This window comes from Paenibacillus sp. An7 (assembly GCF_009870785.1).
Lineage (GTDB): Bacteria > Bacillota > Bacilli > Paenibacillales > Paenibacillaceae > Paenibacillus.
The window spans coordinates 32,282-55,052 of sequence record NZ_WTWX01000020.1 but is presented as its reverse complement, the minus strand read 5'-3'; the positions used below and the strand labels follow the sequence as shown (position 1 = coordinate 55,052).

Sequence of the window (22,771 nt, the reverse complement as noted above, 5' to 3'; positions counted from 1 at the left end):
TCAAGGAAAGCTCACTTTCTTCTTATTAATAAAATAATGTAAGAAAATGTATGTTGTAAAAGGTGGTCATACCTCCCACTCTCCTTATTACTTTTAAGGGAATTATTCACAAAATTCTAGCCATCCGCAAGCAGCACTGTAAAAAAGCGATGCTCTCTCCTCGGGAAGGACTTGCCGGGCTGTAGACCATCGTTTCCCAGTCTTTGGCGAACTGCTGTAATTCCTCATGCAGGGCGTCCTCTTCCACAGGCAGACCTGCGATATATTCCCGCAGCGTAAGTCCGCTGGCCCGCTCACCATAGCGTTTAGCAAGCATGTCCCATACGGGAGTACCGATGTGAAGCAGGCGCTCTCGGTCTGGAAAAGTCCGGCGAGGCCAGATCATCCGAAGCCGGAGCTGTATAACTGGGCCATAAAAATATCCCGCTGTAATCACAGCTGCAAGCAACAGCACCACTGCAGCAGACCATGCTAGTGTACTCGGCTGAGCAATGCTTTTAAGCCCTGTCTGAAAGAAAGTCATTAACTGACTCAGATCTATAGCAAACTCGCCATTCTTCATAGTCCCCGTTTTCGGTTCATCAGCAGCGGATGCCGCTTGCAGTTCAGCTGCCGGATCGAAGCCAGGTGTCGCTTCAAATGGAAACCAGCCGGCTCCCGGAAAATACACTTCCACCCAGGCATGTGCATCCCCTTGAGTAACGGTGTACTTGTCCGGCTCTTGTTCATCTTGCTGACCTGGAGCAAACCCCTGTACATATCTTGCAGGAATCCCTTTACTCCGCAGGAGAATCACCATGGCTGAAGAAAAATGATTACAATACCCTTTCTTGGTTACAAACAGAAAATCATCCACAAAATCTTGATCTACTGCCGGAATACGTGTATTCAGTGTATACGTATAGTTCGATTTTAAATAATTCGATACAGCCATGACCGCGTCATAACGCGTATTTGTATCACTAGTTATTGAATTCGCCAGCTTCGTAACCCTTGCAGGTAAACTAGATGGAAGCTGAAGATTTGTCTTCTGGATCGAAGCGGGATCTTCTCCCACCGCTTTACGAAGCATCGTTTTGTCTTGTACAGGAATCAGTACATCCATACTATAATGCTGAATCGGCTGTGCTTTTTGCTTATCATCAAATCTTACATTCCCCGAAGATATATCGCTCCATATGTATGGAAAGTCAGACTCGTTACCGTTTCCTGTTAATCCATTTTCCTTCTTTGTACCGTCTCCCATACTATCTCCGAACGATAATCGCACAGGGACCCCGCCTACAAAAATATCAGATCCGCCTTTAGCAGGTTCCTTAAGGCTAATTGTCTGTTTTACGATATGAAAATACGGGTTCTCTTCAATCTCGTCCTCTCTGAGTCTCTGCTCCGTACTGATGTATTCAAAGGATTGACCTGCTGCTTCATTCAGCTTCCAGCTTCTCCCGTCGTAGATACTGCGAGATTGACCTCTCCAGTATGCCCGAGCAGGAGTTGTTGCCGTAAAATATACGGTATTACTCTGAATAAGCGGAGCTCCCATGTCTCTCCCTGCCGGATCATACCCTGTCGTTGAAAAAGCAGGTACTGCATTCGTCTTCGTGTCAGAACTCGACCACTCGGAGATCTTGTCCCATATCCTTGTCAGGACTTCTTTATTTTCTACTTTCGCAGGAATTGCAGAAGCAATAGACGATGTCATCATCGTCGTTACAAGCACTGTCACAATCGCTGTCCCAGCCCAGATCAAATGAGATTTTCTATCCTTTACCAGCACTTTTGCTGTCCCTAATAATCTCGGCATTTGCAATAAGGATTGTACTAACAGAAAACAACAAATCGTACGTATCATCCCGCCTGGGGAATAGATACCGCTCAGCAATTCCATACAGAGTAAATAGACAATCGTAACGACACCAAACAGAAACACGGTCCGAAGCTGAACAGCCAACATTTGAACAGAGGTCACAAAAAGCGTCCATCCGATCACAGCGGTGACCGCTCTTGTTTCTTCACTCACATTCCGAAAATGTCCTGATCTCCCCCAGCGTGCGATATCGCTTTGAAGCGTATAAACATAATTAAATACCCAGCTCTCTCCTGCAGATGGGACCAGCATCCACCATAAAAAAAACAGGGCACAACCTGCTCTTAGAAAGATCATGTATCGTAGAGGGATATGCAGACTGCCGATCAGAAGGAGCCCTGCCGTAAGGAGGAACATGACCCTCATCGAAGCAGGAATGTCGGTCTGCTCTCCGAAGCCAGCGGGCATGAGCCACTCCATAAACATGATATATAACAAAAAAGAGATGCCAACGCGGTATAACCAAGGTTCGATATATCCTTTTCCCTTTACATTTAGATCTGTTGTCTCCACCCGTGTTCCTCCTCTCCATCCTTTAGACAAGCTCAGAAAGAAGCAATCGTCTTCACCCGAATCTGGTCCTTCTCTAGCTCTGCCGCTAACGAGTTTTCTCTGATTTGATGTGTCTTATGTTCCTGTTTCCAATCTGTCATTTCATAGAGCCGAACACGTACTCCTTGTGTATTTAGCTCCCTAGCCAGCTTTGAATTTTGCTCATTTAAACTGCCGGTGACCATATATACTTCTGTCCCTGCGGGTAAGGAGAGATCCCGTGTATTACGTAACCCTTCCCCTGGTTCCAACCGGGCTAAAAAATCCAACTGATGGAGCAATTTCCCCTTAGAAAATACGGCTTCACTCGTGTTTATCTCCCCTTGAAACGATGCTCTCCCCGATTGGACAACATAAGTGGCTACTAGAGACGTTTTCCCCTTGTTATATGCATCCCTTAACATACTTGCACAAAATGAGATTGCTGAATCATAGGCTTGCCATGACAGTTCATTTCCTTGCTCCTCTTTTCTCTTATGCATGTAAGAATCTTTTCCATTATCCAGCAGGAGATATATGTTATTAGCAACACTTTTTTCTGGGATACGAACTTGAAGTTTTCCTTTTCTTGCGGAGCTTTTCCAGTGTATAAAACGAAATCCGTCACGAGGGGTATATTCCCTCACTTCATACCCTTTCCACTCTTCTACCACACTGTTTCGGGTGTGCTGCGGATGCTGCGATTCTCCGTAACCTTCTTCTAATCCCGGATGACCTGGGTGGAAGGAAGGGTGTACAATCAGCTCTCCCGGCGCATGTACACGTCTGTTGCATGTAAACCAGCCGAATGCATCTCCCCATGTGATTTTACAGTGTTCATAAGAATACACTCCCCGGTGTACTGCTTTTAGATAATAAGAATAAGAACATTCATAGCTGCGTTTGCGAGGAAAAATAATATGAGTATGTTTGAAAGGAGCGACCTCTTCTTCAATCTTTAACCACAATAAAGGCAGCCAGCTATTTATGCTGACATGAATTCTAACTTCTGCTCTCTCTCCTGCTGTCACTCTGTCCGGCTGAAATTCTCTTGTTATGTGAACATGCCGAGGACCGATAAACTGAGCTAACACACCGTAACAGATCAAGATCATACAAGATACCAACAGGAATAGCAGAGTCTTTCCGCCTTGAATCTGGTATAGAAAAAAGAGAAGGCTCGTTAGTAAAATCATAATCAGCGGACTGATCATGGTTCTCCACATAAACTCACCCCCTCATTCTTGAGGACTGTACAGGGATAGGGATGTGCTGCAACAAGTCCGCTATGATACGTTCGGCATCGGAAGTTTGCACCATCTCATATCGGGTACGAATCCGGTGCGTTAAGACAGGCAAAGCAACTTCCTTCAAATCATCAGGAATGACATAAGTTCGGCCATTCAGGTAAGCAGCTGCTTGAGAAGCAATCATCCATGCAAGACTTCCTCTCGGGCTGATCCCGAGTAAAAGGTCTTTATGTTTGCGTGATGCAGCCGCAAATTCAGCAATGTATTTTTTGATTACAGGATCTACAAAAACACCAGACACTTCACGCTGCATCTTAACAAGTTCTTCCGCTAACATGACAGGTTTTACGAGAGAACGAGAACCTGACTCCTGCCGATTCATGATCTCGATTTCCTCATCAATACCAGGGTATCCAAGACTTAATTTGATAAGAAAACGATCGAGCTGAGCTTCCGGAAGACGATAAGTACCTTCAAATTGCAACGGGTTCTGAGTAGCCATCAGCAGGAAAGGCCTCGGTAATGCATAAGTCGCCCCATCCACAGTAACACTCTTCTCTTCCATTGCTTCAAGCAACGCTGACTGGGTTCTAGGAGAAGCACGGTTGATCTCATCCCCAAGAACAATGTTCGCCATTACCGGACCCGGACGGTATTCAAATTCTCCCGTTATGGGCTTATATACAGAAGTTCCTGTCACATCAGAAGGCAACACATCAGACGTAAACTGAATTCGGCCAAAACTCGCAGAAAGGCAGGAAGCCAGTGTGCGAATCAGCTTTGTTTTCCCCGTACCCGGCACGTCTTCTAGCAGCACATGTCCTCCTGACAGCATCGCGATGAGAATGAATCGAACTTCTCGCCGTTTACCTACAATGACGCTCTCTACTCGCTCAGTCACTCTCTCAAGCAGCTCTGCAGCATATTCACTAGACTTCATATATTCCATGGCCAGCACCCCTCCTGTATCCGCAGTATGACTCGTTTTTCAACAACTCTATTTCTACTCTTCTGGTTTCTATTCTATGTTTGCTAGTATTCCCCTTACATAGAGTAAATAGACATCGAGATACAAAACAAAAAAGCCTGGAGAGAATCTCCAGACTTTACTATAAGCATGATATTCAATTACTTGGATGTGTCTGTATCTTTTACAGGTTGTTGTTCTTCGACTTCTTTAATCGCATTCTCGCCGTCCTCAACTTCTACTTTAGACGAAAGGAACCATCCGAGTGCAGCAATCGCTACAAGGACGAAATAGAATGAGATTTTCCAAATGCTGTTATGCGGGAAGTGAGAATCAATTAAGCCAACATCCGGATGCGCCAGCGTAATCACTGCAAGCTTAACCCCTACCCAACCTACGATCAGGAATGCCGCGACCTCGAGGCCCGGACGTTGCTGCAGAAGTTTCACGAAGAAGGTTGCTGCAAAACGCATAATGATGAGTCCGATAAATCCGCCGAGGAAGATAACAATGAACTGTCCTCCGTCCAAACCGCCGATGTTTGGAAGTCCACTTGGAGGCAGTGCAACAGCTAAAGCTACAGCTGCCAGAATAGAATCTACAGCAAAAGCAATATCCGCAACTTCTACTTTAAATACAGTCATCCAGAAGCCAGATTGTTTCTTGGGCTTTTTCGGTGCATCTTGTGCCTCGTCCGTCTTTGTCTTTCCTTTAAGGAAATGCTTGATGGTGTGGTTAATGGAAATGTACAGGAGATAGATCGCACCAAGCGCCTGTACCTGCCAAACGTCAACCAAGAAGGAAATCAGGAATAAGGATCCGAGCCTGAAGAAAAAGGCCCCCACTAAACCATAGAACAAAGCTTTCTTACGTCGATCTTCTGGTAAATGTTTCACCATAATGGCAAGGACTAGCGCATTATCTGCGGCAAGCAGCCCTTCTAGTACAATGAGTACAAGAAGTACCCAGCCATACTCTAAGAATAAATCCATAAATACATCCTCCTAAAATAATAAAAATAAAAAGAGACCTTGCCGGCTTGGCAAAGGTCTCCAACAAAAAAGAGACCTCTACCACAGAGTGTGGTAAAGGTCTCGCTAACAACGAATGGTTGCCAACAAAGCCGGGGATTTTCTCCCGAACTGACGACTTTGCTGTAACAGCTACTCCCCTTTAAACACGTTCCTGCTTAACTGATATGATGATCAGCTAAACCGTGTAATAAACATATAAAAATCAAAGCTTATAGTCAAGAATTATTTATAAAACTCTTCTAGCGCAAGCAGCAACATTTATCTTCCCTATATCACTGAACCCGATATGCAGACTAACTCGCTTTTATAATAAATTCAGCTTGATTCCGATCGATTGACTTAATCTTATAATCTGCGGCAGAAAGAAGATCTCGAAGGGAAACCCATAGAGAGCCCGATTTCATCTCTACTCGGCCTTCTATTGAGTCAAGCAGTTGCTGTGCCGGATCCACTGTAATCTCATTGCCAGCCCATTTAGCCGTTGCGTACCGATCGATACCGTTCCACTTCACTGTACCCCCATATCGCTCCACAAGAACTCGAAGCGGAACCAGAAGTTCGCCTTCAACTTCCTGATATTCACCAGGTGCAAGCTTCGTCACAAGTTTCCCTGCTTCAATCACAAGGGAAGGCCCTGTACCAAATAGAGCAGCATTCTCAGTGATATGATTATTTATCCATTCTTTGCTTGGCTGCATCATTTTTTCTTGAGAATTTTGCTTCTTCACTTGAAACTGAACGGGTTTCTCCGCAGGATTCAGGCTTGTAAATTCATAATTTTGCGCTTGGTAATATTCAATGATGGCAGGTAACGCTTTTACCGTCTCCACATGGCTCCCTCCATCATGCAGTAATACGACTCGATCACCACTCACTGCTGACTTTGTTGCATTCTTAATAATTTCCTTAGCAGGCACATCTTTTTTAAGTGAATCTCCACTATCCACATTCCAGTCAGTAACGACATAACCTGCTTGTTTCATGAGATCGAAATAAGTGGTATCAAAATGACCATAGGTTCCCCCGGGTGCACGAACAAGCTGAGGTCGCTCTCCTGTGATTCGCCTAACTGCTTCCTCTGTTTGCTTAATCTGTTTCCAAAAATCAGGGAAAGAGCCGTACAGTTTATCATATTTATGATCATAAGTATGATTCCCAATGACATATCCTTTTTCATGCATGCGATTAATTAATTCAGGATACACTTCGACTTGCTTTCCTAATACAAAGAATGTAGCGGGAACTTCATATTTATCAAGAATATCTAGAACAGCTTCCGTATACTTTCCCGGTCCGTCATCAAATGTTAAATACACTTTTTTCGAACTAGACAGAACGAGATCAGCTTCTTGTTTTTTGGCAGTTAAAGAGGTCGAATTTACAGGTTGCGTATGAACGGCCTGCTCTAGACTCGAGTGAACCGTAGATTTAGTTAATACCGTATGTACTACTTTTGATATTGTTTCTATTCTCGCAGAGTCCACTTCATTATCTATATACACAGCTTGAGAATTCACGACGCTCGATAAGAAACTTTTATCCTGAAGAGCAACCGCTAAAAGAATGATAAAGCCTGCGATTACTGTATAACTGAATTTTTTCCATCTGTTTTGTTTACCTATTCTTCTCATATCGCTTCGCCCCCATGGTCTTTATATGAATGGTTCATAGATTTTAAGATTTATATATTCAGTCTATGAGGGTTTCTTATAAAAAAGACTACTTTTGAGTGCTTTTAAAAAAGAGATTTATAGGTGAATATATTTACATTTCAAGCGTTTCACTTTCTCCTGTCAGGGTTGATGAATGAGTAAGCAAATAAAAAACCGACTCCTAAAGAGCCGGTCCTGATGTTAACACACGTACTATATTATATCTCACAGACTACATATGTTTAATATACTCCAGTGCTTCTTCTATATGACCTTTCACTTTCACTTTCCGCCATTCTTTCCTAAGTATGCCTTGTTCATCAATAACAAATGTCGAACGTACAATACCCATGTATTCTTTGCCGTACATTTTTTTGAGCTGCCACACATCATACAATTCAGCAACCTTATGATCCTCGTCCGATAATAGAATGAACGGCAGATTGTATTTCGCAATGAACTTTTCATGTTGTTTTATGGAATCTCCACTTACTCCTATGATGACTGTATTTAACGCTTCAAATGAGGTATGTTCATCCCGAAATTGGCACGCTTCATCTGTACAGCCCGCTGTCATGTCTTTCGGATAGAAATATAATATGACTCGTTTTCCGCGAAAATCAGACAGCTTCAAAAGCTGATCTCCCGTGCCCTTTAGCACGAAATCTGGTGCTTCAGAACCGATCTTTATACTCATGATGTCAGTCTCCTTTAAAGTTATCGTATTTCTATCAATTGATTGTATCCATAAAAAAAATTATAATGGAAGTTATCTAATGAAATTTGTGTTAATTCATCCAAAATTATACCATACTACTTTAACGCAGGAAGTCAACGGCCAGAGCCCTAACTGGCTTCACTCCATAAGATGGAAAGGGAGAACGTTACATGAACAGGAAGACGAAACGAACCGTATGGATGGTTCTCGCAGTAATCGTTGTTACTGCCGCCCTACTCGCAGTTTATTATTTTACTTCTGTTGTTAACGAACTACAAGATTTGAACAAAGAAGGAGAGAGTTCTCCTTTTTACAACGTAGAGAAGGTAGATCAGGAAATCACCCCCGATCCCCCTAAATGGGAAGGTAAAGAACCTGTTAACATCCTGCTTATGGGCGTAGATGCCAGAGGTCTAACAGAAGGGGAGATCCCTCGCTCAGATACCATGCTTGTAGCCTCCCTTAACCCAGTCAACAAAAAAATATCTCTATTCTCTCTCCTGCGTGATACATATACAGACATCCCTGGGTACGGAAGAGATCGAATTAATACGGCAATTACCCATGGCCCCAATGTAGCAATGCAGGCAGCCGGTGATCTACTGGGGATTCCAATTCAGTACTATATATATACTGATTTCCAAGGTTTTATTGAACTCGTTGACGCTGTTGGAGGCGTTGATTTTGTAGTCGAAAAAGATATGAAATATACAAGTAAAGCAGATAAACATGAGTATGATATTGATCTCAAGCAAGGAATGCAGCATCTCGATGGTGAAAAGGCTCTGATGTATGTACGATTCCGGCATGATGCTTTGTCCGATTTCTCTCGTACCGAACGTCAACGTGAACTCCTGAAAGCCATTGCCGATAAGATGCAAACAACAACTTCTATAGCTAAACTACCTTCCATTCTTAATGAAGTAAATCCTTACATTGATACCAACCTAACCCTTAACGACATGTGGAAGCTGGCCTCTGTGGGCTATCAGAGCAGCATGCAAGGGAGCGAACAAGTTCCTCCTATGAAACTTCTTGTTGAAGAGCGAATTGGCGGCGCTGCTGTCCTTACCGTGAGAGATAAGGAAGAACTTAAATCATACGTCCAAGAAGTCCTTGAGCCTCAGGTAACCGAACCAGATAACAAATCCACGGTTGATAAGTCAGCCAGCGGAGAAGAATAATACAAAAGACTCTTCCTAAGAGCTATGGTTTCACAAAAGGGAGATGTTATAATAGATATGAACTTGGTGAGGGCAGCAGATGGCTGCCCTTTTCCATTGTACATACCATACTCTTGTGGTGACTTGCTTCAAAGAAAGGATGAATACAAATGAATCGTTCCAAATCGGAGCAGTATTATGCAGAAGCACTTGAACATATTGTCGGCGGTGTAAACAGCCCTTCTCGCTCGTTCAAAGCAGTAGGCGGCGGAGCCCCTGTCTTTATGAAACGCGGACAAGGTGCTTATTTTTACGATGAAGATGATAACAAATATATTGATTACCTTGCGGCATATGGACCAATCATTACCGGTCATGCTCACCCGCACATCACCAAAGCAATTACAGAGGCAGCTTCCAATGGTACGCTCCTCGGTACTCCTACCGTACTCGAAATCAAATTAGCCAAAATGCTAAAAGAAGCGATCCCTTCCATGGATAAAGTTCGTTTTGTGAACTCAGGTACCGAAGCGGTCATGACCACGATCCGGGTAGCACGTGCATATACGAAACGTAATAAGATCATTAAATTTGCGGGTAACTACCACGGCCATTCAGACTTGGTCCTTGTAGCGGCAGGCTCTGGCCCTTCTACTCTTGGCATACCAGACAGCGCAGGGATTCCTGCAAGTATTGCACAAGAAGTGATCACGGTTCCTTACAACGATCTGAGCGGACTTGAAGAAGCACTGCAAAAATGGGGTCATGATGTAGCTGCTGTCATGGTAGAACCAATCGTTGGTAATTTCGGAATGGTTATGCCAAAACCAGGCTTCCTCGAAGGTCTGTGCAAGCTGGCACATGATCACGGGGCACTCGTTATCTATGATGAGGTTATTACCGCATTCCGCTTCCACTATGGTTCGACGCAAACGTATGGAGGGCTTGAAAACCATGATCTTATTAAGCCAGACCTTACGGCTCTTGGTAAAATCATCGGCGGCGGTCTTCCTATCGGCGCTTACGGCGGTTCCAAAGAAGTGATGGAACAAGTGGCTCCGCTTGGACCTGCTTATCAAGCAGGCACTATGGCAGGTAATCCAGCTTCCATCTCCGCAGGTATTGCATGCCTTGAGGTGCTTTCCCAGCCAGGAGTATATGAAGAGATGGAACGTCTCACTATTAAATTAACGGAGGGAATCCAGGCAGCAGCAGATCGTCACGGAATACCACTGACAATTAACCGGGTTCGCGGCTCATTCTCCACTCATTTCTGCGATCATCCAGTAACGGATTATGAGGAAGCTCAGGATACGGATGGAGAAGCATTTGCTTCCTTCTTCCAACATATGCTGAACCGAGGAGTACACCTCGCACCTTCCAAATACGAAGCTTGGTTCCTGACAACGGAACATACGGATGCAGATATTGAAGCTACGATTGAAGCTGCTGATTCATCATTTGAGGCCATGGCTAAAGAAAAATAAAGCAACATGTTAAAGAACCGCCCTTCAGCCAATTTGGAGGGCGGTTCTTTTTTGTATGAGCCTTGATTCATTGCTATCCCCTATACGGGATAAGCCATGACACTCATGAGTGCCAGTTCAGGCTGAGATGTATCAAGCCTGCTGTACTGAACAATAATGGGGATATCGCTTTCCACTATAAGTGCATAAGGAACACCAAGCGGTATAAACTCTCCATCTGCCTGAAGGCTGGCTGTCCTAATGTGAGAAGTTCGCCTAGCGGACACCTTAGTCACATTACACTCGAGCGGATCGCGATCTTCAAAAAAGACAGTAATCGTAAGATTTGCATCCTGTCTTCCTGTATTTAAGACGCAAATACTTTCATGACTTTCAAGCACACCGCTGCTCTGCGGAGGAATGTATCCATCTGGAATAACCCATACGGTGTTACCTTTTGCGGCTTCCGGCTTCATTGAGTTCATCTCTGTATCTCCCTTCTACTTGCTCCATGTAACTATGAAATAGATTCGCTGTCCATTTTTATATTTTAGGGAACATCTATTAGGCTTACTTATTTCGGTACTACCTGTCTCTCAAAGCTTCCGGTGAACGCAAAAACATCGTCAGCGGCTGAATGGCCAGTTCCGCAATAGAGGCGGCTACAATTCCAGCCATTCTTTTGGCTCCGTACTGCGAGAAATGGGTATTATCTTCAACTCCAGCAGGGAAATGAATATATTCCCCAGGCCAAGCCCACAAGAAATCAAGTTTACTGCCTTCCACCCCAGCTTGTTCAAATGCGATCTTGCTGCGAGCAGCGAGATCAATTAAAGGAACATTCTCCTTTTCTTCCAGTTCTTTCATAGCAACAATATAATCCCCGTGTGTATCCATGAGGGTTCCATCTTCGTTAAAGTATCTGCGCTGTACAGGAGTAATGAGAACCGGATAAGCCTCACGCTCTCGAGCTGCCTGAATATATTTACTCAGATATTCCTGATAGGTTGTAAATGGCTTCGTCGCTCTTAGTACATCTGACTTTTCATCATTATGACCAAACTGAATAAAGAGAAAGTCTCCGGCTTTGATGTTCGTGAGTATCGCATCCAGCCGTCCTTCGTCGATGAAACTTTTCGTACTGCGTCCTGAATGCGCATGATTATCTACCGCCACATCATGTTTGAAAAAGGATGGCAGCATCTGACCCCATCCCGCATAGGGATAGCCTGATGCAGGCTGATCACATACCGTAGAATCTCCCGCAATATAAACGGTAAGCGTCTCATTCGCTTCCATTACTTCAAGTGCATTAATCCTCGGAGCGGGTCCGGAAAAAGAAAGTCGTAACGGTTCACCTTCACGAACAACAACACTAAAATTTTCTTCAATCCATTGACCAGGCTGTGTATGAACAGGCGGCAGCATAAGTCTGCCTTCACCTGCCCTTATCTCAGTAATCGTTTCGGTATTGCTGTCACCCATTAGCGTATGGACACGATATGTACCCGGCGGAACATCAAGGATAAAAGCCGCATGAAGCGGAATGCAAAAACGGTCATGAAGTTGTTTTTTAATAGATGAATCCTTCTTAGATGAAGCAGGATCCGTTTGCTCCTGTGAACGATCTCTCCCATATACTCGGTCTATGGATTCAAATCCATAACCAAGTTCCGCATGATAGAGCGTATCTGGAAGGACCCCAGTATAGCCTTCCGCTGCCGTTCCAGGTCCAAAATCAAATTTATAATGAATCATGTAGTGACTTCATCTCCTTCATCTTCCTATCATTATCTGTCGTCATCTACCAATTATCATTTCGCTCTGCTTCGATAATCTGAGGGAGTAACCCCCGTCCACTTTTTAAACACTTGACTGAAATACTGCGGATTCCTTCCAAAACCAAAGGACTCTGCAAGTTCAAATATTTTTGCATCTTTATCTTTATGCCGCATGTAACTGCATGCCTGCTGTATCCGATATTGATTGAGATATTGAGAGAAGCCGATTCCTGTAATTCTCTTAAATACTTTTCCTAAATAGTCCGGATTCATATACAGCTTATGTCTAGCAATGGTATTTAATGAAATGTTCGAATCTGCATAATGACGGTGGACAAGTTCCAAAAGCTGATAGACAATCATTGACTGTCTACTGACTGCTTCCATATTTTTTTCTTTTGAGAGAGGTAAAGACGTATCTAGTAATGAATAGGCTGATCCTTGACTCATATGTTCCATTTGCAGTAAATCGTTCATGTACAAACGCGCCTCCTTTTAAGGAACAGTACATTAGTGTACAAACTTTCTCTGCTGTTTTCTGATGAAGTCAATCTGAATATCTACCTAGAATAAAATTGTAAGCGTTTTAAATTAGAAACATAAAAAGATTCTAAATTCATGAAAAGATCCTAAATTACCTCCTCCATATCGTTCACATTTGGAAAAATAACAAATTACCACATTTAAATCTGTGTTGTTCTTTGAATTTCTTTATTTTGATTATAAACCCAATTCCTGTATATTGTACAGTTTGGATTTGATGAAAGTGAAAAAAGGTTATCCTCAGGGATAACCTCTCAGAGATAACCTTCCTTCATTATTACCAAGCCAAAATTTAAGGATTAATAAAGACCGTTTTTAATTTGGACTGATACTGAACATCAAAACCGAGACTTTCTGCAACAAGAGCAAGAGGTACATAGGTTTTGGATTCTTTACCGACTTTCTGTAAGAAGGCTGGTGTCGCAACTGGAATCGATTGATTATTCACTAGTACGTTCTTTGATCCCATTTTAATTTCTACCGTCTTCGTACCATATGTGATTTTCGTAGATTTCGTCTGATTATCCCATTTGGATTCTGCAGATACGGCTTCTACAATATCCTGAATTGCAATATAGTTCTGATTGTTTTTAAGAACAGGCTTATAAGGAGTAACAAGCTGCTTACCGCTTACGAAAATATTCATCGGCTCCTCCCGATCAGGTATCTGAAGCTTTACATAATCTCCCCAGATCACGTTAGCAAATACTTCAGCGATAGCTTCATATCCATTTTGATTGGGATGGAAGTCACGATGCCTGATCATATGGGTCATCGTTCCCTCTCCTCCGGCAAACTCCTTCGCCACGTGAGCGACTTTTATATGGACTCCCTGCTCGTTCAGCTGGGATGCCACCGCATCCACCGTATCTGTAAATAAAGCGGCTGCACCCATCAGCTTGTTGTATAGAGCTTCATTTCCCACTTTGGGGAGAGGCTGATACTGATCTGCAATCACAAAGAGGGCATCTTCATTTAAGGCGTGCAGATTATTGACAGAAGAGGTTACCTGCTCCGAATAACGACTCAGCAGTTCCTTTACTCGCTCACTCAGCTGAGCATCTGTGAGACTTGTCCCTGTAACCAGTAACTCCGATACATCATTTCCGCCGATCGTAATAGCGATGACATCCGCCTCCGAAACCTCGGTTTGGATCTGCTTTATCTGATCTGTGAAATCTTCTACTCGCGGATCATTAAGTGCCGGCTGAATGGCTGCGGAAGACTTTTTCTCTCCCTTAGCAATCGCATCTGTAAACTGAAGCAGGCCTGTTGTTTTTAATCCCGCAATACCGTAATTGGTAACTTTCGTACGTCCATACAGCAGGGCTTGCTCTTCCAGTCGTTCAACATAACCATAAGGACTTGTTTTCAAATCTTCCATTCCCGGCTCAAAACCGACAGTAATGGAATCTCCCAGCGTTACCATGCGATATTCCTTCGTTATTTCCTGTGCCTGTGCAGACAAGGTTCCTGCCCCTAATAGTAGTCCAATCGCAATAAGCGATATAGAACATGTCCGCACCTTATTTCGAACGTTAGTCCACTTCAACATAGATGATATGTCGCCCCCTTTTCTTAATTCCTTATTTTACCACTTATGCAGGATTACGGGTACACATAAAAAAGAAGTCCTCTCTTCACCTTAAGAGAGGACTTACCAGATTATAGAAAAAGGCATTCAGAATATTCATTCTGAATGCCTTGAATGCCTTTTGTCATTTTTCCTTTTTTATTTTTCTGTTTCTGAATCTGTTTTTTCAACTAAGGGTTTGTTATCGGAAGAATGCTTGGCTTTTTCCATATAGGCGTCATAACGATCGTCTACTTCTTTAGCCATACTGCGATATTTTAACGTTTCTTCTACGATCGGATCCAGCTCGGTCTGAATTCGGATCTCATATTTAGGGGAGACCTGTTCCCGCTCTCTTTTCTCAGGATCTCCATAATCTGGATCACCGTCCGTAAGCATATCGCTCAGCTTTTTCTCAAGCTCATGTGAATCTGGCATATCTGCATTCCTCCTTCACTTGTCTTCTGCGATACCTGTGGCTTTCGCTTCTTTCAGGACAGTAATCAGTTCATGATGCAGCTTTCCATTACTTGCTGCAACATGGCGCACCGACAGATCATAAGGATGCCCCGCCGTGCTTGTTACCATACCACCTGACTCCTGAACGAGTAAGGCACCTGCTGCGATATCCCATGGATTCAGTCCAATCTCTGTATATCCGCTCAGTCTGCCCGCCGCAACATAGGCAAGATGCAGTGCGGCAGATCCGCCTGCTCGTAAATTACGGACTTTGGGAGCCAAAGCCTGCACTGCTGCCATATTCATAGGCAAGGCGAAGCTTGGGTCCGGCGGAAAACCGACGGCGATAAGTCCATCGGTTAGTTGCTCTTCTAAAGACACTTGCATACGGTTTCCATGTACATAAGCCCCTTTACCTTTTTCAGCTACAAACAACTCGTCTCGGATGGGATCATAGATCACGCCTACAATGACCTCTCCGTGATGTGCGAGCGCAATGGATACCGAGAAGAACGGAAATCCATGAACAAAATTCGTTGTTCCGTCTACCGGATCTACAATCCATAGAAACTCCTCATCTTTGACCGCTTGCAAAGCAAGATTAGAAGCATCCGGACCTGGCTCTACGCCTTCTTCCCCAAGAATAGCATGGTCTGGAAAATGAGTAAGAATTAATCGGCGGATCATTTGCTCCGCCCCTTTATCCACTTCAGTAACAAGGTCCTGCTCAGAATATTTTGTCGACATTTTCAGATTAGAACCAACTTTGCTCTTAATCCATTCCCCTGTTTTCGCAGCAGCATTAATGGCAACAGCCGTATAACTCTTACTTGAAACTACATAAGGAGTCTTCTGATTTTCATTCAAAACAATCACACTACTTTCCTCATTTCTAAGAGAACACCATGATAGAAAATATTCAGTTTGCTTACTCTTGCTTACTATACTAACGTTTCAGGAGCATATCGGTTACCCACAAAAGTCCTGATTCACAAAATTGTACGAATTAGAGTCAGGGCGTTACACGAATGGTAGCTCCATCTAGAATTTCGATGCCTTCCCCCGTCAAAGTCTTAAACGCATCCATGAGCCCAAATAACGCTTCGTCCTTACGTTTTGCTTCAATCATAACATCAAGGAACGGCGTATCCTTCGCAATCTCTCTTAAAAAAGTAAGCAGCGGTTCCAGCTCCACTCCATCTGCATGACTACGGATGTCTTTTTCACTCTTAGGACTCGAAATGTGGACTTTAGGAGCTAAAGGAGTCTCTGGCAGGGTATCCGCCTGAGCGAAGGGAGTTCTCCAGGTAGCCTGAATCTCTTTCCACAACTCCCAAGGTTTCTCTCCATTATTATTTACCCACTGGTGGTGAATATCTAAAACCATAGGAAGACCTGTTTTCTTGCAAACCTCAAGAGTCTCCACCGCGTTAAATGTCTTATCATCATTCTCAAGTGTCATTCTTTCCTTGATATCGGATGCCAAGGTACTAAAATTCTCTATAAAACGTTCAGCCGAGCGCTGTTTATTACCATAAGCTCCGCCGATATGTATATTGTTCTTTGCCGTAGCATCCAGCCCCATAGCATCCAGCATAGATTTGTGATGCTGCAGATCGCGGATCGAATTTGCCAAGACGTCCTCGCGCGGTGTACTAAGCACAGTGAAATGATCTGGATGAAAGGACACTCTCATCTTGTTCTTTTTCACAAAATCGCCTACCTCCCGAAATGATGGAGTTAATGCTTCAAACGGATTCCAGTCCTGCAAATCTGCATGTGTGGCCAGCGGGATTAGTTTCGAAGAAAAACGGTACACCCAAATCTGATAAGCGAGGTTGTGCCTAAGTAATCTTAAAGTGTTATGTAAATTTTCGGCAGCAATACGCTCAAGTTTGCGAATGGCTGCCTCTCGATCTCCAATTTTATTAAAACTAGCCATTGTCATCGTCTTGGATGGAGAAGCATTGTTTACAAGAACAGACATAGCTACATAACCAAAGCGTACGATCATATGACGAGACCTTCCTCTCACGGTAACCTTAATAGTACAGATTATACCCGTAAGAGACTTGTTAAAACCCTGTTACTTCTGCTTCAATTCTTCGTTTGTTCTCCAAAGAACATTTCATAAGCAAGCTTTGTCTGAATTCGTGACTCTTCTTCTGTAAGCTTACGCTCAAGAATCATCTCCACCTCGGTCACTTCTTGATTCTGAAAGTTAATTTCGGCAATGCAGCCTACAATTTTTACAATTGCAATCGCCACGTTATCCGGGGTATATGCAATTACTTTTTGCCCTGTAGGAAAGACGCGCAAGCCCTGTTTCACCATTTTGCCTCTTCCGTATTCTAGAAGCTCGTACAACTCTTGTTCACTCTTAAACTTACATACTGAATTAAACTCGGTCTGAAATCCCATGACTTGTCCTCCTCTTTCATTCTCTTATTTTCTTTTCGTTATAGCAAAAAGGGGAAGTCATCGCTCCCCTTCCCGCTTACTTCTTATTTATTATTTTCGTACTGCAATGCTTGTTTCAGTTCATAACGTTCTAGAGCAAGCTCAATCATACGATCAAGAAGCGCCTTATAGGAAATACCTGTTTCACGCCACAATAGAGGATACATACTGAATGGGGTAAACCCAGGCATTGTATTGACTTCATTGATAAGAATCTTTCCATCCGAACGGCGAACGAAGAAGTCTGCACGAGTAATTCCGTTTCCTTCAATTGCACGGAATGCACTCAGTGCTGCTTCGCGAACTTGATCTGCTTTCTCTTCATCAAGAGGAGCTGGGATCAGCATTTCGGATTGTCCATCCGTATACTTCGCTGCATAATCGTAATAATCGCTTGAAGATACGATCTCGCCTGGGACGGAAGCAATTGCTTCTTCATTACCAAGTACGCTGACTTCCACTTCTCTTGCATCGACAAACTCTTCTACGATGACTTTGATATCATAGCGAAGGGCATAGTCAACTGCTTCAATCAGTTCTTCCCGATTGCGTGCCTTGGAAATACCTACACTTGATCCAAGGTTTGCCGGTTTAACGAACATGGGGTATCCAAGCTGGCCTTCCATATTCACAATGAGTTCATCGCTGGAACGTTTCCACTGAATATGATTAAAATAAGCATACTCACACTGCTCAATACCAGCCTGTGCGAATAATTTCTTCATCGTTACTTTATCCATACCGGCAGCAGATGGCAGTACACCAGCACCTACGTACGGCATATCAGCCATTTCGAAAAGTCCTTGAATCGTACCATCTTCACCATACGTACCATGCAAGAGCGGAAACATAACATCGATTTCACTCTCGCCGCCGTATAGACGGCTGAATAACGTATTCAGTGCATCGCGAGTATCCTCGGGATTGCCCTTAAGTTGTAGTGCATCTACGCTTGCAGGCGGAGCTGTAAGCCTATTTCCTTTTGCCCAAGTCCCCTGCTTCGAGATATAAAAAGGAATGAGCTCGTATTTGTCATAATCAAAAGCACTTGTCACAGCAAATGCAGTCTGCAGGGATACTTCGTGTTCCCCTGATTTACCACCGTATACAATACCTACGGTCATTTTATTCTGTACCATGCCTAACCTCCGGTTTCTATTAAACGGATAGGTCTTGGAGAAATTCGTTCACTTAGAAGATTTCGTATTCGCCAAGGCCCACCGTATCTATGCCAGCAGTATATTCATCAAGAATGATGATCGTTCCGTATTATGTTCCTAGCGTATCAGAGATATGAAAAAAACGGTATCTGGTTGCAGTTGTCCAAGCATAAGAATCCTTATAGTCCCAGTAGCGATGCCGACTGCTGACGGTGTTTGCATTCACAAGCGGCATTCCTCCCGCATCAAACCCTGTCACTATGGTACTGTGCTGGTATCTTCCGTCACCATCCCAATCATAAAAAATAACATCCCCGAGCTGAAGCTCACTCGGACTGTCAACAAGGGTTGCAGTAAGACCCGTACGAGCATGAGCTAAGTAACTCTGCAAACTATGAGAAACGGCCCAGCTAAAGCTCCATAATTCTCTTCCACCTACGTAACCTCTATACCACCAGCCTGACTCTCTCCTACCAGTATAGTTGATCGGCGCTCCCCCTGCAAAGAGACATTGAGAGATATAATTGGTGCAGTTCACATCAAATTCCTCGAACTCAGGATTACCGGAATCCCACCACCTGTCTGCATAGGCTACAGCATCCTCTCTGCGATAACGGGAAGATCTTGCAGGAATGCCGGGATATAATAATTCTCTATTTAAAAGCGGTTTGTTTAAGGCTGAACTATTCTCAGCGCTTATGGAATCGCCCAGAGTTATGGGTTTACGTTCAGGGACATCATGAACAATACTCGAAATACCCCAGCGGCCTTGGTATTTGTTAAAGGTGAGTTGCTCTTTTTCAATCCGATCCTCCCTATGGGTAATACCTGACTTCATATAATAAAGCCGACGATAGAGCTGCACATCTGCTACTCCTTGATTTGGCTCATTAGATAGTACCCGAAGCAGTTTGGCCCGCGTCTCGCTTCGGACAGGATGAGATTCACGTTCATGATACCACTGCTCTAACAAAAAGAGCCGCTCTGCCCTCTTCTCGAGTATCGCCACATCTGCAATTAACTGCTCATGATGTGGTTTACAGCTGATTTCGCAAGCATTGTAATCATTAACATAGGTGTATAACGCATGATTCCATTCACGTTCCACGCCTTTTTCCCCCTTTCCCATGCCCCTAGCTATTTCCGACGTTCCAAGCTCCCTTTCTTTCATTTATATGACAAAGTATCCCAGGGTATGTTCGGGGCCTAAGCACATTTACCCTGAAAAAAACCTTTACGAACAAGTTTGAAAACGGTATACTAAACTCAAAAGTCCGTTTATGAAATAGCGTTTCACACAGTGAAACACACGACGATGGACCTATGAAATGAACTCATCCGAATATTATCAATTAGGAGGTACATGCATGTCTCAAAAGAATCATTTCTCTGCTGCAAGTTCGCTTGAAGTCGGGGGCAAAACGTACCGTTACTACAGCCTCAAGTCTTTGCAAGATCAAGGTCGTGGCGATATCTCTAAACTTCCCTTCTCTATTAAAGTGTTACTAGAAGCTGCCGTTCGCCAGTTTGATGGACGCGCAATTACAGAAGAACACGTAAGCCAGCTTACAGGCTGGGCTGAAGGCAAAGATAACAATAAAGAAATTCCATTCATTCCTGCACGTATTGTATTGCAAGATTTCACCGGTGTACCGGTTGTTGTCGATCTCGCTGCGATGCGTGATACGGTAAAAAAAGCAGGCGGCGACCCTAAAAAAATCAATCCGCTCGTCCCTGTAGATCTCGTTATCGACCACTCCGTTATGGTTGATGCTTACGGAACAAACGACGCGCTGGATTACAATATTAAAGTAGAATTTGAACGTAATGAAGAACGTTATCGGTTCTTGCGCTGGGCGCAAACGGCATTTGATAACTTCCGTGCGGTTCCTCCTTCCACAGGGATTGTTCACCAAGTTAACCTTGAATATCTCGCTTCTGTAGCAGCTACCAAAGTGATTGACGGTGAAACGGTTGTATTCCCGGATTCCCTGGTAGGTACAGACTCTCATACCACGATGATCAATGGTCTCGGCGTAGTCGGCTGGGGTGTCGGCGGTATTGAAGCAGAAGCTGGAATGCTCGGACAACCGCTTTATTTTGTAACTCCTGAAGTTATCGGATTCAAACTTACGGGCAGCCTTGCTGAAGGCGCAACAGCGACAGACCTTGCACTTACCGTTACGGAAATGCTTCGTAAAAAAGGTGTGGTTGGCAAATTCGTCGAGTTCTACGGTCCTGGACTTTCCAACATCAGCCTTGCTGACCGTGCAACCGTAGCAAACATGGCTCCTGAGTATGGTGCAACCATGGGTTACTTCCCTGTTGATACAGAAACACTCAACTACCTTCGTAATACGGGTCGCCCCGAAGAACAAGTCGAGCTGGTTGAAGCTTATTACAAAGCTCAAGGCATGTTCCGTACGAATCATACAGAAGACCCTATTTTCTCAGATACCATTGAAATGGATCTAGCATCTGTCGTACCGAGCCTTGCAGGACCAAAACGTCCGCAAGACCGTATTGAACTGACGAAGATGAAAGAAAATTGGGAAGGCATTATACGTACACCCGTCGATAAAGGCGGATATGGACTCAGTGATGAGAAGATTGCTGAGAAAGTATCAGTTACTCACTCGGACGGTACTAAGAGTGAACTCTCTGCAGGAGCAGTCGTTATTGCCGCAATTACAAGCTGTACGAATACTTCTAACCCAAGCGTAATGGTCGGTGCAGGTCTTCTTGCTAAAAAAGCAGTTGAGCGCGGACTTACTAAACCAGGTTATGTAAAAAGCTCTCTGACTCCAGGTTCTCTCGTAGTAACAGAGTATCTGACAAAAGCCGGACTTCTAGAGCCGCTTGAGAAACTTGGTTTCAACGTTGCAGGTTATGGCTGTGCGACATGTATCGGTAACTCCGGTCCACTTCCTGACGAAGTCAGCCAAGCCATTACAGACAATGACTTAACGGTTGCAGCGGTACTTTCGGGTAACCGTAACTTTGAAGGCCGTGTTCATGCTCAAGTAAAAGCGAACTACCTGGCTTCACCGCCACTTGTTGTCGCATATGCTCTGGCTGGAACCGTAAATATCGATCTTCAAAACGATCCAATTGGTTATGGTACGGATAATCAGCCTGTATATCTGAAAGATATCTGGCCTACTTCTGCGGAAATTCAAGAAGCTATTAATGTTTCCTTGAATAGAGATATGTTCCGCAATAAATACGCAAATGTGTTTACAGCGAACGAACGCTGGAATGCCATTGAAATTCCGGAAGGTGAGCTGTATGAGTGGGATGAAAACTCCACTTACATTCAGAATCCTCCATTCTTTGAAGGTCTTGGTGACGAGCTGAATGACATTCAAAATATTCGTGATGCACGTGTTCTTGCTCTCTTGGGTGATTCCGTTACAACGGACCATATCTCCCCTGCAGGGAATATCTCTCCATCGAGTCCTGCTGGAGTGTATCTAAAAGAAAACGGCGTAGAGCGTAAAGACTTTAACTCGTACGGTTCCCGTCGTGGTAACCATCAGGTCATGATGCGCGGTACCTTTGCCAACATTCGGATTCGTAACCAGGTTGCACCTGGAACGGAAGGTGGAGTAACGACTTACCTCCCAACCGATGAAGTAATGTCGATCTACGATGCTTCCATGAAGTATCAAGAAAAAGGCAGAAACTTAGTCGTGCTTGCAGGTAAAGAATACGGTACAGGAAGCTCCCGTGACTGGGCAGCAAAAGGTACCCTTCTGCTCGGCGTAAAAGCTGTTATTGCAGAAAGCTTTGAACGGATTCATCGCAGTAACCTCGTAGGTATGGGCGTTCTTCCACTTCAATTCAAAGAAGGTTATGGATGGTCGAGCCTAGGTCTGAACGGTCGTGAGACGTTTGATATCGTTGGTCTCAGTAATGATGTCACTCCAGGTCAAGAACTGACTGTAACGGCAACTAGAGAAGATGGAACCGAGTTTGATTTCCCAGTGATTGCACGTCTTGACAGTATGGTGGATGTAGATTACTACCACAATGGCGGTATTCTGCAAACTGTACTTCGTCAGCTGATGCAAAATGACGAGCAAACTGTCTAAGCACTCTTTATTCATTTCATAAAAGAAGCCGCAATCCCTTGCCTTTGGCAGGA

Annotated in this window: 19 protein-coding genes; 3 read left to right on the top strand and 16 right to left on the bottom strand. The window is 44.0% G+C overall.

Going from position 1 to position 22,771, the window contains the following annotated elements:
* Window positions 1-106: 106 nt before the first annotated feature.
* From GQY27_RS17555 to bcp, 6 genes are all read right to left on the bottom strand, one after another.
* On the bottom strand, window positions 107-2,380 hold the full coding sequence (locus GQY27_RS17555; RefSeq protein ID WP_160036558.1) for a transglutaminase-like domain-containing protein: 2,274 nt from the start codon (window positions 2,378-2,380) through the stop codon (window positions 107-109).
* A gap of 32 nt (window positions 2,381-2,412) precedes the next feature.
* Window positions 2,413-3,624, bottom strand: coding sequence for a DUF58 domain-containing protein (locus GQY27_RS17550; RefSeq protein WP_160036557.1), 1,212 nt, complete (start codon window positions 3,622-3,624; stop codon window positions 2,413-2,415).
* Between the two features lie 4 nt (window positions 3,625-3,628).
* Complete coding sequence (locus GQY27_RS17545) at window positions 3,629-4,597, bottom strand: AAA family ATPase (RefSeq protein ID WP_160036556.1); 969 nt, start codon at window positions 4,595-4,597, stop codon at window positions 3,629-3,631.
* 179 nt (window positions 4,598-4,776) lie between these two features.
* Window positions 4,777-5,607 carry a MeeY/MeeF family manganese export membrane protein gene (locus GQY27_RS17540; RefSeq protein ID WP_160036555.1) on the bottom strand — a complete coding sequence of 277 codons (831 nt, stop codon included), beginning with the start codon at window positions 5,605-5,607 and terminating at the stop codon, window positions 4,777-4,779.
* Between the two features lie 335 nt (window positions 5,608-5,942).
* Entirely contained in the window at window positions 5,943-7,280 is a 1,338-nt protein-coding gene (locus GQY27_RS17535; RefSeq protein ID WP_160036554.1) for a polysaccharide deacetylase family protein, read from the bottom strand.
* A 253-nt stretch (window positions 7,281-7,533) separates the two neighbouring features.
* The gene (gene bcp, locus GQY27_RS17530) at window positions 7,534-7,998 is read right to left on the bottom strand and encodes a thioredoxin-dependent thiol peroxidase (protein ID WP_160036553.1); all 465 of its coding nucleotides are present in this window, start codon (window positions 7,996-7,998) and stop codon (window positions 7,534-7,536) included.
* A gap of 191 nt (window positions 7,999-8,189) precedes the next feature.
* On the opposite strand from bcp, the gene GQY27_RS17525 reads away from it, so the two are divergent.
* Entirely contained in the window at window positions 8,190-9,203 is a 1,014-nt protein-coding gene (locus GQY27_RS17525; protein ID WP_160036552.1) for an LCP family protein, read from the top strand.
* Between the two features lie 149 nt (window positions 9,204-9,352).
* Window positions 9,353-10,669, top strand: coding sequence for a glutamate-1-semialdehyde 2,1-aminomutase (locus GQY27_RS17520; protein ID WP_328803024.1), 1,317 nt, complete (start codon window positions 9,353-9,355; stop codon window positions 10,667-10,669).
* A gap of 80 nt (window positions 10,670-10,749) precedes the next feature.
* Here the strand turns inward: GQY27_RS17520 and GQY27_RS17515 are convergent, their stop codons facing one another.
* The 10 genes from GQY27_RS17515 to GQY27_RS17470 all read right to left on the bottom strand — a co-directional run bounded on the left by GQY27_RS17515 (window position 10,750) and on the right by GQY27_RS17470 (window position 19,753).
* Window positions 10,750-11,133: a sensory rhodopsin transducer gene (locus GQY27_RS17515; protein WP_160036551.1), complete on the bottom strand. Its 384-nt coding sequence runs from the start codon at window positions 11,131-11,133 to the stop codon at window positions 10,750-10,752.
* Window positions 11,134-11,233: 100 nt separating this feature from the next.
* On the bottom strand, window positions 11,234-12,406 hold the full coding sequence (locus GQY27_RS17510; RefSeq protein WP_160036550.1) for a rhamnogalacturonan acetylesterase: 1,173 nt from the start codon (window positions 12,404-12,406) through the stop codon (window positions 11,234-11,236).
* Window positions 12,407-12,462: 56 nt separating this feature from the next.
* Window positions 12,463-12,906, bottom strand: coding sequence for a helix-turn-helix transcriptional regulator (locus tag GQY27_RS17505; protein ID WP_160036549.1), 444 nt, complete (start codon window positions 12,904-12,906; stop codon window positions 12,463-12,465).
* Between the two features lie 358 nt (window positions 12,907-13,264).
* Window positions 13,265-14,527 (bottom strand): stalk domain-containing protein, encoded by a 1,263-nt coding sequence (locus tag GQY27_RS17500; protein ID WP_160036548.1) that lies wholly within the window; start codon window positions 14,525-14,527, stop codon window positions 13,265-13,267.
* Between the two features lie 177 nt (window positions 14,528-14,704).
* Complete coding sequence (locus GQY27_RS17495; protein ID WP_160036547.1) at window positions 14,705-14,983, bottom strand: hypothetical protein; 279 nt, start codon at window positions 14,981-14,983, stop codon at window positions 14,705-14,707.
* Between the two features lie 15 nt (window positions 14,984-14,998).
* Complete coding sequence (locus GQY27_RS17490) at window positions 14,999-15,871, bottom strand: inositol monophosphatase family protein (RefSeq protein WP_442950917.1); 873 nt, start codon at window positions 15,869-15,871, stop codon at window positions 14,999-15,001.
* 145 nt (window positions 15,872-16,016) lie between these two features.
* A complete protein-coding gene (uvsE, locus tag GQY27_RS17485; protein WP_160036546.1) occupies window positions 16,017-17,018 on the bottom strand; it encodes a UV DNA damage repair endonuclease UvsE in 1,002 nt (333 codons plus the stop codon).
* A gap of 83 nt (window positions 17,019-17,101) precedes the next feature.
* Window positions 17,102-17,425 carry a hypothetical protein gene (locus GQY27_RS17480; protein ID WP_160036545.1) on the bottom strand — a complete coding sequence of 108 codons (324 nt, stop codon included), beginning with the start codon at window positions 17,423-17,425 and terminating at the stop codon, window positions 17,102-17,104.
* An 83-nt stretch (window positions 17,426-17,508) separates the two neighbouring features.
* Window positions 17,509-18,603, bottom strand: a complete 1,095-nt coding sequence (locus tag GQY27_RS17475) for a D-alanine--D-alanine ligase (protein ID WP_160036544.1) — start codon at window positions 18,601-18,603, stop codon at window positions 17,509-17,511.
* A gap of 130 nt (window positions 18,604-18,733) precedes the next feature.
* Window positions 18,734-19,753, bottom strand: coding sequence for an amidase domain-containing protein (locus tag GQY27_RS17470; RefSeq protein ID WP_160036543.1), 1,020 nt, complete (start codon window positions 19,751-19,753; stop codon window positions 18,734-18,736).
* A 238-nt stretch (window positions 19,754-19,991) separates the two neighbouring features.
* On the opposite strand from GQY27_RS17470, the gene acnA reads away from it, so the two are divergent.
* The gene (gene acnA, locus GQY27_RS17465) at window positions 19,992-22,718 is read left to right on the top strand and encodes an aconitate hydratase AcnA (RefSeq protein WP_160036542.1); all 2,727 of its coding nucleotides are present in this window, start codon (window positions 19,992-19,994) and stop codon (window positions 22,716-22,718) included.
* Window positions 22,719-22,771: the final 53 nt, after the last annotated feature.

Excerpts from the sequence above, each read along its gene's own strand:
- GQY27_RS17550 (WP_160036557.1), bottom strand. The coding sequence starts at position 3,624 with ATGTGGAGAACCATGATCAGTCCGCTGATTATGATTTTACTAACGAGC.
- GQY27_RS17545 (WP_160036556.1), bottom strand. The coding sequence starts at position 4,597 with ATGGAATATATGAAGTCTAGTGAATATGCTGCAGAGCTGCTTGAGAGA.
- GQY27_RS17540 (WP_160036555.1), bottom strand. The coding sequence starts at position 5,607 with ATGGATTTATTCTTAGAGTATGGCTGGGTACTTCTTGTACTCATTGTA.
- GQY27_RS17535 (WP_160036554.1), bottom strand. The coding sequence starts at position 7,280 with ATGAGAAGAATAGGTAAACAAAACAGATGGAAAAAATTCAGTTATACA.
- bcp (WP_160036553.1), bottom strand. The coding sequence starts at position 7,998 with ATGAGTATAAAGATCGGTTCTGAAGCACCAGATTTCGTGCTAAAGGGC.
- GQY27_RS17525 (WP_160036552.1), top strand. The coding sequence starts at position 8,190 with ATGAACAGGAAGACGAAACGAACCGTATGGATGGTTCTCGCAGTAATC.
- GQY27_RS17520 (WP_328803024.1), top strand. The coding sequence starts at position 9,353 with ATGAATCGTTCCAAATCGGAGCAGTATTATGCAGAAGCACTTGAACAT.
- GQY27_RS17515 (WP_160036551.1), bottom strand. The coding sequence starts at position 11,133 with ATGAACTCAATGAAGCCGGAAGCCGCAAAAGGTAACACCGTATGGGTT.
- GQY27_RS17510 (WP_160036550.1), bottom strand. The coding sequence starts at position 12,406 with ATGATTCATTATAAATTTGATTTTGGACCTGGAACGGCAGCGGAAGGC.
- GQY27_RS17505 (WP_160036549.1), bottom strand. The coding sequence starts at position 12,906 with ATGAACGATTTACTGCAAATGGAACATATGAGTCAAGGATCAGCCTAT.
- GQY27_RS17500 (WP_160036548.1), bottom strand. The coding sequence starts at position 14,527 with ATGTTGAAGTGGACTAACGTTCGAAATAAGGTGCGGACATGTTCTATA.
- GQY27_RS17495 (WP_160036547.1), bottom strand. The coding sequence starts at position 14,983 with ATGCCAGATTCACATGAGCTTGAGAAAAAGCTGAGCGATATGCTTACG.
- uvsE (WP_160036546.1), bottom strand. The coding sequence starts at position 17,018 with ATGATCGTACGCTTTGGTTATGTAGCTATGTCTGTTCTTGTAAACAAT.
- GQY27_RS17480 (WP_160036545.1), bottom strand. The coding sequence starts at position 17,425 with ATGGGATTTCAGACCGAGTTTAATTCAGTATGTAAGTTTAAGAGTGAA.
- GQY27_RS17475 (WP_160036544.1), bottom strand. The coding sequence starts at position 18,603 with ATGGTACAGAATAAAATGACCGTAGGTATTGTATACGGTGGTAAATCA.
- GQY27_RS17470 (WP_160036543.1), bottom strand. The coding sequence starts at position 19,753 with ATGGGAAAGGGGGAAAAAGGCGTGGAACGTGAATGGAATCATGCGTTA.
- acnA (WP_160036542.1), top strand. The coding sequence starts at position 19,992 with ATGTCTCAAAAGAATCATTTCTCTGCTGCAAGTTCGCTTGAAGTCGGG.